This is a genomic window from Bradyrhizobium sp. HKCCYLRH3099 (assembly GCF_051167855.1).
Classification (GTDB): Bacteria; Pseudomonadota; Alphaproteobacteria; order Rhizobiales; family Xanthobacteraceae; genus Bradyrhizobium.
In genome coordinates this window covers 805,722-819,565 of sequence record NZ_JBNPTW010000001.1, presented here as the reverse complement: position 1 = coordinate 819,565, position 13,844 = coordinate 805,722, and the positions used below count along the sequence as shown (strand labels likewise).

Annotated in this window: 9 protein-coding genes; 7 read left to right on the top strand and 2 right to left on the bottom strand. The window is 66.2% G+C overall.

Annotated features, from left to right (window positions below; translation table 11 throughout):
- Window positions 1-2 precede the first annotated feature (2 nt).
- Window positions 3-929 (bottom strand): FCD domain-containing protein, encoded by a 927-nt coding sequence (locus ACQR1Y_RS03865; RefSeq protein ID WP_434875354.1) that lies wholly within the window; start codon window positions 927-929, stop codon window positions 3-5.
- A 70-nt stretch (window positions 930-999) separates the two neighbouring features.
- Here ACQR1Y_RS03865 and ACQR1Y_RS03860 point away from each other — a divergent pair, with 70 nt between their 5' ends.
- The 5 genes from ACQR1Y_RS03860 to ACQR1Y_RS03840 are packed head-to-tail and all read left to right on the top strand — an operon-like array spanning window position 1,000 to window position 7,084.
- Entirely contained in the window at window positions 1,000-2,148 is a 1,149-nt protein-coding gene (locus ACQR1Y_RS03860) for a C45 family autoproteolytic acyltransferase/hydolase (protein WP_434875609.1), read from the top strand.
- Entirely contained in the window at window positions 2,145-3,713 is a 1,569-nt protein-coding gene (locus ACQR1Y_RS03855; RefSeq protein WP_434875355.1) for an ABC transporter substrate-binding protein, read from the top strand. Before ACQR1Y_RS03860 ends, ACQR1Y_RS03855 begins: the two co-directional genes overlap by 4 nt.
- A gap of 19 nt (window positions 3,714-3,732) precedes the next feature.
- Window positions 3,733-4,677, top strand: a complete 945-nt coding sequence (locus ACQR1Y_RS03850; protein ID WP_434875356.1) for an ABC transporter permease — start codon at window positions 3,733-3,735, stop codon at window positions 4,675-4,677.
- Window positions 4,674-5,486, top strand: coding sequence for an ABC transporter permease (locus tag ACQR1Y_RS03845; protein ID WP_434875357.1), 813 nt, complete (start codon window positions 4,674-4,676; stop codon window positions 5,484-5,486). Before ACQR1Y_RS03850 ends, ACQR1Y_RS03845 begins: the two co-directional genes overlap by 4 nt.
- Window positions 5,483-7,084, top strand: a complete 1,602-nt coding sequence (locus ACQR1Y_RS03840; protein ID WP_434875358.1) for an ABC transporter ATP-binding protein — start codon at window positions 5,483-5,485, stop codon at window positions 7,082-7,084. The genes ACQR1Y_RS03845 and ACQR1Y_RS03840 overlap by 4 nt, the downstream gene beginning before the upstream one ends.
- A 27-nt stretch (window positions 7,085-7,111) precedes the next feature.
- On the opposite strand, the gene ACQR1Y_RS03835 is transcribed toward ACQR1Y_RS03840, so the two are convergent.
- The gene (locus tag ACQR1Y_RS03835) at window positions 7,112-8,848 is read right to left on the bottom strand and encodes a methyl-accepting chemotaxis protein (protein ID WP_434858374.1); all 1,737 of its coding nucleotides are present in this window, start codon (window positions 8,846-8,848) and stop codon (window positions 7,112-7,114) included.
- Window positions 8,849-9,353: 505 nt separating this feature from the next.
- Here ACQR1Y_RS03835 and ACQR1Y_RS03830 point away from each other — a divergent pair.
- Window positions 9,354-10,940, top strand: a complete 1,587-nt coding sequence (locus tag ACQR1Y_RS03830) for a B12-binding domain-containing radical SAM protein (protein WP_434875359.1) — start codon at window positions 9,354-9,356, stop codon at window positions 10,938-10,940.
- A gap of 366 nt (window positions 10,941-11,306) precedes the next feature.
- A complete protein-coding gene (locus tag ACQR1Y_RS03825; RefSeq protein ID WP_434875360.1) occupies window positions 11,307-13,664 on the top strand; it encodes an efflux RND transporter permease subunit in 2,358 nt (785 codons plus the stop codon).
- The last annotated feature ends 180 nt before the right edge of the window (window positions 13,665-13,844 follow it).

Genomic DNA, 13,844 nt, shown 5'->3' with positions numbered 1-13,844 from the left:
GATCAGATGGATTTGCGGTCCTGGCCGGGCGGCCGCCTGAGCGCGGCAGCGCTCTCCAGGTGCCGGCGCAGCAGTTCGGCGGCGCGTTGCCGGTCGCCGCCCTCGATCTGGTCGAGGATCGCCAGATGCTCGCGGCAGTTCACGACCACGCGCTCGTGCCCGAAGGCCCAGTCGTAGTTGGCGAAGCGGCGCAGCCGGTTCTGCTGCTGCACCGACACCAGCAGGAAGCGATTGCCGGAGGCCGCTGCGAGGCCTTCGTGAAACGCGGCGTTCATCTCGAACAGGGCGATGCTCGCGGTCTCGTTCCAGGGCGCATCGAGCATCGCCTGGTGCTGCCGCCGCATCTCGGCGGCCCAGGCCGGATCGAGCCGGAAGCTCGGCTCGAGCAGGCCGGCCGGTTCGACCACCAGCCTGAACCGATAGCTCTCGGCGCGCGCTTCGGCATCGGCGAGGCTGGGTTCGAAGCGCCACCCGTGCCCCGGCTTGCGCTGGACCGCTGCGACCTCCGCGAGGCGGGTGAGCACCCGTTGCACCAGCGGTCGCGTCGCCTTGTAGCGCTGCATCAGGTCGCGCTCGGAAACGTCGAGCGGCAACCGTCCGGTGCGGCGATCCCGGGCGATGGCGAGGAACAATCGTTCGGTCTGTTCAGGCTCCGGCTTGGCCGGCGTCTTGGCGGGCGCAGGCGGCACGTCGGCGACGAAATAGCCGCGCAGCGCGCCGCGGCGGATCAGGCGCTTGGATGCGAGCAGTTTCAGCGCCGCGCGCACCGGCGTGCGCGATACCTGCAGCCGCTCGGCCAGCGCCACCTCGGCGAGGCGCGTTCCCGCCGGCAAGCCGTCGCTGCGGATCAACTCGAGAATATCCGTCGACAGCTGCTGCTGCAGCCGGCTGGGCGCGATGCGGGAGGGGCGTGAAGATTTTTGTTTCATGTCATCACAAAATACATTACGGTTTCGAGGAAGGCAAAGGGAAGTTGCGTAAAGGAAGCTTGCGACAGTGATGATCGAACCGTTTCCCCTGATCGAAATCTCCGGCGCGCCGTACCAGCGGGGTGTTCAATATGGCCAGCAGGCCGTGGCCCGCATCCGAAAGGGTACGACGCACTATCTGGCGCAGCTCAGGGATCTCTCGCTGGACGCGGCAGGCGTTGCCGCGCTGGTACGCGACTATCTGCCGGTCATCGAGCAGTTCGAGCCTGATTATGTCGAGGAAATGCGCGGCATCGCGGTGGGCGCGGACGTGCCGTTCGAGGACGTGGTGCTGCTCAACGCGCGGACCGAGATTCTCAAGCTGGCGCGGCCCGAGGTGCGGGCGCGATTGAAGACGCCCGATGAGCCCGATGGCTGCACCGGCGTCGTCGCGCTGCCTGTGGCGACCGCGCATCGCCGTCTCATTCACGCGCAGAACTGGGACTGGAAGCGCGAATGCGTCGAGACCGCGGTGGTGCTGCGGGTGCGCCGTGACAACGGGCCTGACCTGCTGACATTCACCGAGGCGGGCGCGCTGGGACGCTCCGGGTTCAACGCGATCGGCGTGGCCATCACCGCGAACTACCTCGAATCCGACCGCGACTATCGCGAGGTCGGCGTGCCCTTGGCGCTGATCCGCCGCAAGGTGCTGGAGAGCGAGCATGTCGCGCTCGCCATGCGCACCGTCTATTGCACCAAGAAATCGGCCGCCAACAACATGATCGTCAGCCATTGCGAGGGTGTGGCGATCGACTTCGAATGCGCGCCGGACGAGAGCTTCCAGGTCCACCCGGAGCGGGGGCTTTTGGTGCATGCCAATCACTTCGTCAGCCCGGTGGCGCTGTCGAAGCTCAAGGACACAGGCATCGCCAACACGCCCTGCAGCCTCTATCGCGACATTCGCGTCCGCGACCTCTTGCAGCCGCAGATCGGCGCCATCACCAAGGACGCGGTGAAAGCGGCGCTGTTCGACAATTTCGCCGATCCCTGGTCGGTGTGCCGTCCGCCGCGGCGCAATCTCGGCAACAATCTCAGTGCCACCGTCGCGATGATCGTGATGGAGCCGGCTGACGGTCTCATGGAGGTCGCGCCGCTCCCGGCGTTGAACAAGCAGTTCACCAGCTATCGGCTCGAGATGGCGGTTGGCGCGGACCGCGCCCCAGCCGCCCTGGCGTCATGATGCGGTCCGTCCGGCGCTTTCCCTTGCTGCTCACCGGCGCGTTGATTGCGCTGCTGGCAGGCTCGCCCGGTGCCGGCGCGGAGACGCTGCTGCGCACGAGGCTCAATGCCGACATCCGGTCGACCGATCCCGGCACCAACCGCGACGCCAACACCGATGGCGTGATGGCGCATGTCGTCGAAGGTCTTGTCGCCTTCCGCGACGATACGTCGGTTGGGCCCATGCTCGCGGAGAGCTGGACGATATCGGACGACGGCAAGATCTACACATTCAAGCTGCGTCCGGGTGTCAAATTCCACAACGGCGCGACGATGTCGGCAGACGACGTGGTCTGGTCGCTGAAGCGCTGGCTCGATCCCGCCACGCAATGGCGCTGCCTGTCGGAGTTCGGTCCGAACGGGATTGCCCGGATCGAGAAGATCGACGCCATCGATGCGCAGACCGTCACGGTGACGCTCGACCAGCCGACGGCATTGTTCCTGCCGACCTTGGCCCGTCCGGATTGCGGGCAGACGGCCATCCTTCATCGCGATTCCGTCGGCGCCGACGGCAAGTGGATCGCGCCGATCGGGACGGGGCCGTTCAAGCTCGGCGAGTGGAAGCGCGGTCAATATGTCGACGTGATCAAGTTCGACGGTTACGCCGCGCGAAGCGAGCCGCGCACCGGCTTGACCGGCGCCAAGGCGGCGGCCGTCGACCGCGTCCGCTTCAACGTCATCCCGGACAGCGCGGCCGCCAAGGCCGGCCTGCTCAGCGGCGACCTCGACGTCATCATGAGCCTGTCGATCCCCGATATGGGCGACCTGAAGACGCGGCCCGAGGTGCAGCTCAGCATCACGCCGTCGCTCAGCATGACCGGGATTCTGTTCCAGACCCGCGATCCGCTGCTCAAGGACGTTCGGATTCGTCGTGCCCTGGCGCTTGCGCTCGACATGCCGCAGATCGTCGATGTCGTGATGGAAGGCACCGCGCGGGCGAACAATTCGGCGCTGCCGATCGGCAGCCCGTTCCACGGCGGCGTGCAGGCGCAGGGCTACAAGCAGGATCTGACCGAGGCCAAGAAGCTGCTCGCAGCCGCCGGCTATCGCGGCCAGCCGATCAAGCTGATCACCAACAAACGCTACAGTTTTGTGTTCGATGCCGCCGTGCTGGCGCAGGAGATGGCGCGCGCGGTCGGCATCAACATCGAACTGGAGGTGCTCGACTGGGCGGCGCAGCTCGATCGCTACAATCGGGGCGACTACCAGGCGATGGCGTTCATCTATTCGGCCCGGCTCGATCCGTCGCTGAGCTTCGAGATGGTGATGGGGCCGAAGGCGTCACAGCCGCGCAAGGTCTGGGACAATGCCGAGGCCCAGGAGATGCTGCGCCAATCGATGCTGACATCCGATCCGGCCAAGCGACAGGCCCTGTTCGACGAGATGCACCGGCGCTTCATCGCCGATGTCCCGATGATCGTGCTGTTCAACGGCTCGGAGCTCACTGCGCTGCGCAAGTCGGTGAAAGGCTATGCCGGCTGGCTCTATCCGCAGGCGCGGTTCTGGGGCGTGAGCCTGCAGCCCTGACCGCCGGAGTTCGAGGACGATGCTCGGTTATCTGCTGCGCCGCCTGGTGACGACGATCCCGACGCTGCTCATCGTGGCGGTCGCGGTGTTCCTGCTGGTGCGCCTCATTCCCGGCGATCCCGTCCAGGTCATGCTGGGTGATGCTGCCGACGCGGCGCAGACCGCGGCGCTCAGGCAGCAGCTCGGTCTGGATCGCGCGATCCCGGTGCAATTCCTGTACTGGCTCGAGCGGCTCGCGGTCGGCGATCTCGGTCATTCCATCACCAACGGCCTGCCGGTTCTGCCGCTGATCCTGGAGCGTTTCCAGGTCAGCGCCGCGATCGTGCTGGTCGCGGTCGCGATCGCGGCCTGTATCGCCGTGCCGGCCGGCCTGATCGCTGCCTGGCGGCAGAACTCCGCGATCGATCTCGTCATCGTCGGCAGCGCCACGCTGCTGCTGTCGATCCCGAGTTTCTGGCTCGGCCTGCTGCTGCTTCTGCTGTTCGGCCTCAAGCTGAAATGGCTTCCCGTCGTCGGCTATGTGCCGTTCTCGGAGAGCTTCGTCGGCGCCGCGCTGTTCATGGTGCTGCCGGTGGTCACGCTGGCGATGATCGAGGTCGGCGTGTTGACGCGGATGGCGCGCGCGGCCTCGATCGAGGTGCTGCGGCTCGACTATGTCACCCATGCGCGCGCCAAGGGCGTGCCGGAATGGCGCGTGCTGGCGCGTCACGTGCTGCCCAACGCCTTTGCGCCGACCTGGACCCTGATCGGACTGGTGCTCGGCCATCTGCTCGGCGGCATCGCCGTGATCGAGACGGTGTTCACCTTGCCGGGTCTCGGGCGCCTGCTGGTCGACTCGATCTTCGCGCGGGACTATCCGGTGGTGCAGGGCTGCCTGCTGTTCACGGCGCTGATCTATGTCGTCGTCAATCTGATCGTCGATCTCTGCTATCCGCTGTTCGATCCCCGGGTGGCGGTGGCATGAGGGTCCGGGCGAATACGGCGATCGGAGGCGTCCTGATCGCGCTGCTCGTCGGCGCAGCACTGGGCGCGGAGCTCTGGACGCCGTTCGATCCGCTACGTGTCAATCTGCGGGCGCGCCTGCAGCCGCCATCGTCGCAGCACTGGTTCGGCACCGACGAATTCGGTCGCGATGTGCTGAGCCGGATCATGGCCGGCGCGTCGACCAGCGTGATCGTTGCGCTTGCGACCGTCGTGCTCGCGGTCGCCGCGGGCGTCCTGATCGGCAGCATCAGCGGCTATTGGCGCGGCTGGACCGATCGCCTGATCATGGCTATGAACGACGCGCTGCTGGCGTTCCCCGGCATTCTGCTGGCCCTTGCGGTGATGATCGTGATCGGGGCCAACACTTTCGGCCTCGTGCTCGCACTGGCGCTCGCCTACATGCCCTCGGTCGCGCGCGTGGTCCGCGGCACCGTGCTGTCGATCCGCGAGAAGGAGTACATCGAGGCCTCGCGCGTGCTCGGCAATTCCGAGCTCTATTCGCTGCTGCGCCACGTGCTTCCCAATGCGGTCGCGCCGGTGGCCGTGCTCGCCACCAGCATGTTCGGCTGGGTGCTGCTGGCGGAGAGCGCGCTGAGCTTCCTCGGCCTCGGCGTGCCGCCGCCAGCGCCGACCTGGGGCAACATGCTGGCCGGCAGCCGGCCCTATATGGAGAGCGCGGCGTGGCTGAGCATCGCCCCCGGCTTGTGCATTGCGCTGACCTTGCTCGGCATCAACCTGCTCGGCGACTCCTTGCGCGATCGCCTCGACCCGCGGATGGCGCAGCGATGACGGCGCCGCTGCTCCGGATCGAGGGTCTAGGCATCACGACTGCCACCGGCGCGCCGATCGTCCATGACATCTCGTTCGAGATCGGCCGCGGCGAGTTCGTCGCCGTGGTCGGTGAGTCCGGCAGCGGCAAGACGGCGGCCGCGCGCGCCGTGCTCGGCCTGCTGCCGGCCGGGCTGGTGCGCAGCCGTGGACGCATCATGCTCGACGGCGAGGATCTGACCGCGCTGCCGCCGCGCCGGCTGCGCGCGCTGCGGGGGCCGGTCATGGGCATGGTGTTCCAGGAGCCGATGGTCTCGCTCAATCCGGCGCTCACGATCGGCGCGCAGATGATGGAAGGGCTGCTGCTGCACGAGCGCCTGGGGCGCGACGAGGCGCGCCGCCGCTGTCTGGACATGCTGGCGCGCGTGCAGATCCGCGATCCGTTCAGGACCTTCGACGCCTATCCGCACGAATTCTCCGGCGGCATGCGCCAGCGCATCATGCTGGCCTCCGTCATGCTGCTGCGGCCGAAGCTCCTGATCGCGGACGAGCCGACGACGGCGCTGGACACGCTGACTCAACGCGAGGTGCTGGACCTGATGGTCGCGCTGGCGCGCGATCACGGCACCGCGGTCATGCTGATCACCCACAATCTCGGCCTGGTCGCGCGCTACGCGCAGCGCGCCGTGGTGCTGTGCCGCGGGCGGCTCGTGGAGACCGGCACGGCGCAGCGGATTCTGACCGAGCCGCGCGAGGCCTATACCCGCGAACTGGTCGAGGCTCTGCCGCGCCGGACCGCCGCGCGCAGCGTCCCTGAAGCGGCCGAGGTCGTGATGGCCGTCCGCGGCTTGAAGGTGGCATTTCCCGGCCGCCAGCGGCTGTTTCGCCGCGACGCGGGCCTGATGGCCGTCGACGGCGTCGATCTCTCCATTCGTGCCGGCGAGACCGTCGCGGTGGTCGGCGGCAGCGGCTCGGGCAAGACCACGCTCGGCCGCGCGATGCTGCGGCTGTTGCCGCTTGCGGCGGGTGAGGTGCGTTTCCTGGGCCGCGACGTGACGTCGGCGATCGACCAGGACTTCCGCCTCGCCGCGCAGCTGGTCTTCCAGGACCCGTATTCCTCGCTCGATCCGCGGATGCGCGTCGGCGACATCGTCGCCGAGCCGTTGCGCCACACCGGGCTCACGGCGGCGGAGCGAGCGGGCAGCGTCACGGCGACGCTGGAAGAGGTCGGGCTGTCAGGCCTCGCGCAGCGCTGGCCGCATGAATTGTCGGGCGGGCAGCGGCAGCGGGTGGCGATCGCCCGGGCGATCATCCGCCGGCCGGCCTTCGTCGTGGCCGACGAGCCGGTGTCGGCGCTGGACATGACCATCCAGGCGCAGGTGCTCAGCCTGTTCGCGCGGCTGCAAGCGCAATATGGCTTCGGTTGCCTGTTCATCAGCCACGATCTGGCGGCCGTCGAGCAGGTCGCGGACCGCGTGGTGGTGATGCAGGGCGGACGGATCGTGGAGCAGGGCAGCCGCGACGACGTGTTAGACCGGCCGCAGCATGCCTATACCAAGGCGCTGCTCTCGGCCGCGCCGATCATCGCGTTTCCGGAGCGGGACGCGGTGCACGCCTGAGGCGGAACGCGGCCTCGTGCGTGCCGGTCAGCTCGCCTTGCGCTGCCTTGTGTCGGATGACGGGCCGGAGCGCAGGTTCTGGAAGAACCGTTCGACCTCATGGGCGAGCGTCTGCGCGGTCGCATTGAGATCGCCGGAGGCCGAGAGCACCGAAGCGGCCGCCGTCGAGGTCTCGCCGATGGCGTCGCGCAGCGAGCCGATGTTGGAGACCAGGGTCTGATTGCCCTGCGCGGTGGACTGCGCATTCACCGAGATCTCGCGCGTCGCCTGGTCCTGCTGCTGGATGGCGTTGGAGATGTTGGTGGTGATTTCGTTGATGCCGCGGACGGCATCGCCGATCTCGCGGACGGCATCGACCGCGGTCTTGGTCGAGGCCTGGATCAGCCCGATGTTCTGGCTGATCTCTTCGGTGGCCTTCGCGGTCTGTCCGGCCAGGGCCTTGACCTCGTGGGCGACGACCGCAAAGCCGCGGCCGGCCTCGCCGGCGCGGGCGGCCTCGATGGTGGCGTTCAAGGCGAGCAGGTTGGTCTGTTCGGCAATCGTCTGGATCAGGGTCAGCACGCCGTCGATGCGCTGGGTGGCGGCGGCGAGGCCCTCGATCTCGGTGATCGATTTTTCGGTGCGGTGGCCGGTCTGGGCGACGGCGCCGGCGGATTGCTGGATCTGGCGGCCGATCTCCTCGACCGAGGTCGACAGCTCCTCGGCGGCGCTGGCGACCGCGGAGACGTTGGTCGAGGCCTGGGTGGTGGCGCTGGCGGCGGTGCCGGCCCGTTCATTGGCGTCCGCGGTGAGGCGCGTGATCGTCTCGGCGGTGCTGCGCATCGCCGCGGCGTTCTCGGTCACCGTGCGCATCACGCCGCCGATCGCGGTGCGGAACTGCTCGACGGCCGACTCGATATGGCGGGCGCGGGCCTCGCGGATTTCGGAATCCTGCGACACCTGGACATTGAGGTCGCGGTTATGCGCCATCGCCTGCTGGAACACGCCGATGGCGCGGGCGAGTTCGCCGATCTCGTCGGCACGGCCGGCATGCGGCACCTCGACGTTCTCGGCGCCGGTCGCGACCTGACGGATGGTCTCGGTGATCTGCGACAGCGGGCGGGCGACCGAGCGGGCGATGATCACCACGCCGGCGACGACGAGCAGCAGCATCACACCGCCGAGGCCGGTGAGCACCAGCGACAGCATCCGGTTGGTCTCGGTGGCCTCGCCGATCTTGCGGCCGCGCTCGAGATAGACTTTCGACAGTTCGTCGAGATCCTTGTTCAGGGCCGAGCGGACCGAGCGGTTGGCATCGTTGTCGCCCCATTCGCGTCCCGCGGCCGGGCTGATCTCATTGGCGCGCCGCACCAGCTCCTTGCGGAAGTCCACGAACTGCTCGATGCGCTTCTTGAAGGTCGCGAATTGCTGCGCATCGTCGACCTGCACGATCGACTGCCATTTGTCGACGACCTTGAGGATCTCGGCGTTGAACTTGAGCAGGCCATCGCCGTAGCGCTTCACGACCGCCGGATCGGTCGACATGTACACGCCGCGTGATTCCATCACGACCGCGTAGACCAGGCCGTTGACCAGCTGCACGTTGAGCGCGGCGAGATTGGCGGTCTCGATCGCCTTGGTGAGCTCGGCGGCACGCCGTGAGTTGTAGTCCGACAACCAGGTGATCGCGGCCGTGAGCAGCGCAAAGAGTCCGAAGATCGCGTAGAGCTTGACCGCGATGGAGTGGCGCGAGGCCGTCGTCGCCGACGTCTGACGTGAAGTCATGAGCTGGAATACCGCAGTTGGGTGACACGGACACGGTGCTTATTTGTTAATAGTTATGCAAAAGCTTCATGGAGAAACCGTTAAGTGCCATCGCAACTACCATGCAACCCGCGCGTACTTTTCTTTGAATTTCAATTTGTTAGGACGCGAGTCGCCGCACTTTGCCACCACCGGTATCCGCTTAACTACGGACGACGGGTGCCCGGTTCATCGCCGCAGCCGTTGCCGACGTCCCGGCACGAGCAGGCGCCCGTCGGTCTGTTGCGATACGCTGGCGACCGGCTGCGATGATCGCTGTCCCGCGCGCCGCCGCGTCCAACGCCAGAGGCGAAGCTGAGACGCCCGGTGGAATTCGCGCACCCAGGTTCCGCTGAGTCATGCAGGCATTCAAACAACCCAGGTGACTCGGCGGCGAGCCGCGGGCTCAACTTTTCCGGAAGGGGGTAGCGAAGCGTTAAGTCCCACCGTAAGGTAACCGGATATCTGGTCGTTGCGAGGATGGTCGATGAGATTCGAACGCACCGAAACGATACGCCGTATTCTTTGTGTGTTTCCGCGCTATACTTCGTCGTTCGGAACCTTCGAGCATGCCTATCCGCTCACCGACGGCGTGCAGGCCTTCATGCCGCCCCAGGGACTGCTGCTGATCGCGGCCTATCTGCCGAAATCCTGGGAAGTCCGCTTCATCGACGAGAACATCCGGCCTGCGCGCGAGGAGGATTTCACCTGGGCGGAAGCCGTGTTCGTCAGCGGTATGCACATCCAGCGCCAGCAGATGAACGACATCTGCCGCCGCGCGCATGAGTTCGACCTGGCTGTGGCGCTCGGCGGCCCCTCGGTCAGCGCCTGCCCGGACTATTATCCGAGCTTCGACTATCTCCATGTCGGCGAGCTCGGCGATGCCACCGACGAACTGATCGAGCGCTTGGCGCGGGATCCGTCGCGGCCCGCGCAGCAGGTGGTGCTGCGGACCAACGAGCGCGTCGCGATGACGGAGTTCCCGGTGCCGGCCTATGAGCTGGCGGAGGTGACGAGATACTTCCTCGGTAGTATACAGTATTCCAGCGGCTGCCCGTATCAGTGCGAGTTCTGCGACATCCCCGGCCTGTACGGGCGCAACCCGCGCATCAAGAGCCCGCAGCAGATCATTGCCGAGCTCGACAAGCTCCGGGAATGCGGCGTCACCGGCTCGGTCTACTTCGTCGACGACAATTTCATCGGCAACCGCAAGGCGGCGATGGATCTGCTGCCGCATCTGATCGAATGGCAGAAGCGTACCGGCTATGTGATGCGGCTCGCTTGCGAGGCCACGCTGAACATCGCGAAGCGGCCCGAGATCCTGGAGAAGATGCGGGAGGCCTACTTCATCACGATCTTCTGCGGCATCGAGACACCCGATCCTGACGCGCTCACGGCGATGCAGAAGGACCACAACATGATGGTGCCGATCCTGGAGGGGATCAGGACCATCAACAGCTACGGCATGGAGGTCGTCTCCGGCATCATCATGGGGCTCGATACCGACACGCCGCAGACCGCGGACGCGCTGCTGCAGTTCGTCGAGGAGAGCCGGATCCCGCTGCTGACGATCAATCTGCTGCAGGCGCTGCCGAAGACCCCGCTGTGGGACCGGCTCGAGCGCGAGGGCAGGCTGGTGCATGACGACAGCCGCGATTCTAACGTCAAGTTCCTCATGCCCTATGACGACGTGGTGACAGGCTGGCGCCGCTGCATGGAAGTCGCCTACGAGCCGGAGCGGCTGTTTGCGCGCTTCAAGCATCAGTGCGACAACACCTATTCCAACCGCATCAAGATGCCGGTCAGCGACGAGATGAAGACCTGGCCGAACATCAAGCGCGGCCTTGTCATGATGGGGAAGATCTTCTGGAAGGTCGGCGTGCTCGGCGACTACAAGCGGCCGTTCTGGCGGTTTGCCTGGAGCCAGCTCAAGCGCGGCGAGATCGAGAACTTCATCGCGGTGGCGATGATCGCGCATCATTTGATCATGTTCGCCCGCGCCGCCTCCCGCGGCCATCAGAACGCGTCGAACTATTCGCTCCGGCTGCGCGAGGCCGCCGTTCCAGCCGGCTGAACTCCGTCGGTAGGGCCGGGCAGCCCCGCCTCGCCCTCGAGGGCAAGGCCGGATCCGGTAGGCTGTTGGGGACTGGATGCTTGAGCGTGGCGCCGGGTGTGCCGCCGCCATGCCCTTTTCAAGCATGACAGAATCGTGGCGTGATCCCATTCTCCTTGCGGCCTCGCCGTCTTGTGTGGCGCCCCCGGTTGCGGTGCGGGAGTGAACCCTGCTAGACCCTGGCTCGACAAATTTTCACGTTTTTTCAAGGATTAGCTTGGGCTGCGGGCCATAATCCGGTCATCTCTGCTTCGCCGAGCGGCCTTATTTCTGCCCTATGCGCTCAGGCCTTCCGAACTGGGCCGCGCCCCAACCACTGGACACCGCATGCTGGAAGTCAGGCACGACAACGAAGTCCATGTCGAGAAGGTCGAGCAGCGACCGGCCGACAGCATCGCCTTCGGCATCGAGCGCATCGGCCTGTTCGCCGTCAAGGCGCCGATCATCTCCTGCCTGGTTCTGCTCGTGCTGATCGTCGGGGCCGTGTTCGGCATCAAGCGCATCCAGATCGACGATTCGCTGAGCCAGCTGTTTCGCTCCGACAGCAAGGAATTCCATCAGTACGAGGAAGTCACCAAGAAGTTCCCGGCCGAGGAATTCGATGTCCTCGTCGTCGTCGAGGGCAAGACGCTGCTGGCCCGGCAGAACCTGGAAAAGCTGCGCGACTTCGTGACCGATTTGCAGCTCGTCGAGGGCACCCGCGGCCTGGTGTCGCTGTTCTCGGCCCGCCAGGCACCGGCGCCGGGCAAGCTGCCCGCGGCCCTGTTCCCGTCGGAGCTTCCGGAGGGCGAGGCCTATGACAAGTTCATCGAGACGGTGAAATCCAACGAGATCATCCGCGGCAAGCTGTTGTCGGAAGACGGCACGCTGGCGCTGATCGTGCTCTCGCTCGAGCCGAAGGTGGTCGCGTCGAACGATCTCGGCAAGGTCGTCGGCGAAATCCGCAAGCTGATGACCGATGACCTCGGTGATACCGGGCTGAACGTGCAGCTCTCCGGCGTACCGGTGATGCAGCTCGAAATCCGCAACGCGGTCGAGCGCGACGGCCTGACCTACAACGTGCTCGGCATCCTCGCGGGCTGCATCATCGCGATCATCTTCTTCCGCAAGGTCTCGTTCATGGTTGCGGCGGCGTTCCCGCCTTTGATCGCGATCCTGCTCGCGCTTGGCGCGCTCGGCTGGGCCAACTTCAACCTCAACATGTTCCTGAACGTGATGACGCCGCTCATCATGGTCATCAGCTTCTCCGATTCGATGCAGCTGACATTCGCAGCCCGCGACCGGCTGATCGCGGGACAGGACAAGGTGACGGCATTCAAGAACGCGGTGCTCGTCGTCGGTCCCGCTTGCGTGCTGACCCACGCCACCGCCGGCATTTCCTTCATCGCTTTGCAGTTCTCCGACAGCGACCTGATCCGCAAATTCGGCGAGGCGGGCCTTGCCGCGACAGTGATCGCGCTCGTGGCGGTGCTGTCGCTGGTGCCGGTGTTCGGCGTGCTGCTGGTGCGCAACGAGAAGGTGTTCGCGGTCAAGTTCCAGGGCGCGGACGCCGGCGTGCAGGCGCTACGCAACTTCTGCTACTGGATCGCGGTGCGCATGGTCGGCCGTCCCGGCCTCTTCAGCCTGATCGCGGTGATCTTCGTCGGCGGACTCGCGGTGATCTATGCGAGCCTGGAACCGCGCTACCGTCTCGCTGACCAGGTGCCGGACAAGCAGCAGGCGGTCGCGGCCAGCGACCGCCTCGATGCCAAGCTGACCGGCGCCAACCCGGTCAACGTGCTCATCCAGTTCCCCAAGGGCGCCTCACTCTACGCGCCGGAGACCCTGCAGACCATCGCCGACGTCCACGCCACCGTCGAAAAGACGGCCGGCGTCGGCAACGTCTGGTCGGTGGAGACGCTGCGGCGCTGGCTGGCGGAGAAGGCGCAATCGTCGGATACCGCGACGCTGCAGGAATACGTCAATCTGATCCCCGAGCATCTGGTGCGTCGCTTCATCGACAAGGAGCAGGACGCGGTGGTGGTCGCGGGCCGCGTGCCCGACCTCGATTCGAGCCAGTTGCTGCCGGTCGTCGACAAGCTCGATCACGAGCTCGACGCGGTCAGGAAGAAGCATCCTGGCTATGAGGTCGCGGTGACCGGCCTGGCTGCGATTGCCGCGCGCAACTCGGCCAGCATGATCCAGAAGCTCAACCACGGCCTGACCATCGAGTTTGCGCTGGTGGCGATGTTCATCGGCCTCGCGTTCCGGTCCTGGGTCGTCATGCTGGCCTGCATCCTGCCCGGCATCTTCCCGGTCGTGATGTCCGGCACCTTGCTGTGGGCGATGGGGGAGGGGCTGCAATTCGCCAGCGTGGTCGCGCTGACCGTCTCCTTTGGCCTGGGCCTGTCCGCGACTATCCACTTCCTCAACCGGCTGCGAATGGAAAGCGCGCCCGGCGTCAGTGCGGCCGTGGCCGTCGAGCGCGCCACCGTGCTGGTCGGTCCTGCGCTGATCCTCACCACGGTGGTGCTGGCCTGCGGCCTCGTCGTCACCGTGTTCTCGGACCTGCCGTCGCTGCGTCTGTTCGGCTGGCTCAGCGCGTTCTCGATGGTGGCCGCGCTGTTCGCGGACCTCTTCATCCTCCGCCCGACAGCGATGTTCCTGATCAACCTGTCGCAAAAGCTGAAGCGGAAGCCGGTGTAGGGGCTTGGTCTAAGCCCTCACACAACTAGGATCGCCGTGAAGCGAGCGGTGGAGCCTTCACACACAACTGTCATCGCCCGGCTCGACCGGGCGATCCAGTACGCCGCGGCCTATCGGTTCAATCGCTACCGCCTCTGGAATACTGGATCGCCCGGTCGAGCCGGGCGATGACAGCGGGGC

Coding starts and splice junctions, on each gene's coding strand:
- ACQR1Y_RS03845 (WP_434875357.1), top strand. CDS start 4,674: ATGAGGGTCCGGGCGAATACGGCGATCGGAGGCGTCCTGATCGCGCTG.
- ACQR1Y_RS03835 (WP_434858374.1), bottom strand. CDS start 8,848: ATGACTTCACGTCAGACGTCGGCGACGACGGCCTCGCGCCACTCCATC.
- ACQR1Y_RS03860 (WP_434875609.1), top strand. CDS start 1,000: ATGATCGAACCGTTTCCCCTGATCGAAATCTCCGGCGCGCCGTACCAG.
- ACQR1Y_RS03855 (WP_434875355.1), top strand. CDS start 2,145: ATGATGCGGTCCGTCCGGCGCTTTCCCTTGCTGCTCACCGGCGCGTTG.
- ACQR1Y_RS03840 (WP_434875358.1), top strand. CDS start 5,483: ATGACGGCGCCGCTGCTCCGGATCGAGGGTCTAGGCATCACGACTGCC.
- ACQR1Y_RS03825 (WP_434875360.1), top strand. CDS start 11,307: ATGCTGGAAGTCAGGCACGACAACGAAGTCCATGTCGAGAAGGTCGAG.
- ACQR1Y_RS03830 (WP_434875359.1), top strand. CDS start 9,354: ATGAGATTCGAACGCACCGAAACGATACGCCGTATTCTTTGTGTGTTT.
- ACQR1Y_RS03850 (WP_434875356.1), top strand. CDS start 3,733: ATGCTCGGTTATCTGCTGCGCCGCCTGGTGACGACGATCCCGACGCTG.
- ACQR1Y_RS03865 (WP_434875354.1), bottom strand. CDS start 929: ATGAAACAAAAATCTTCACGCCCCTCCCGCATCGCGCCCAGCCGGCTG.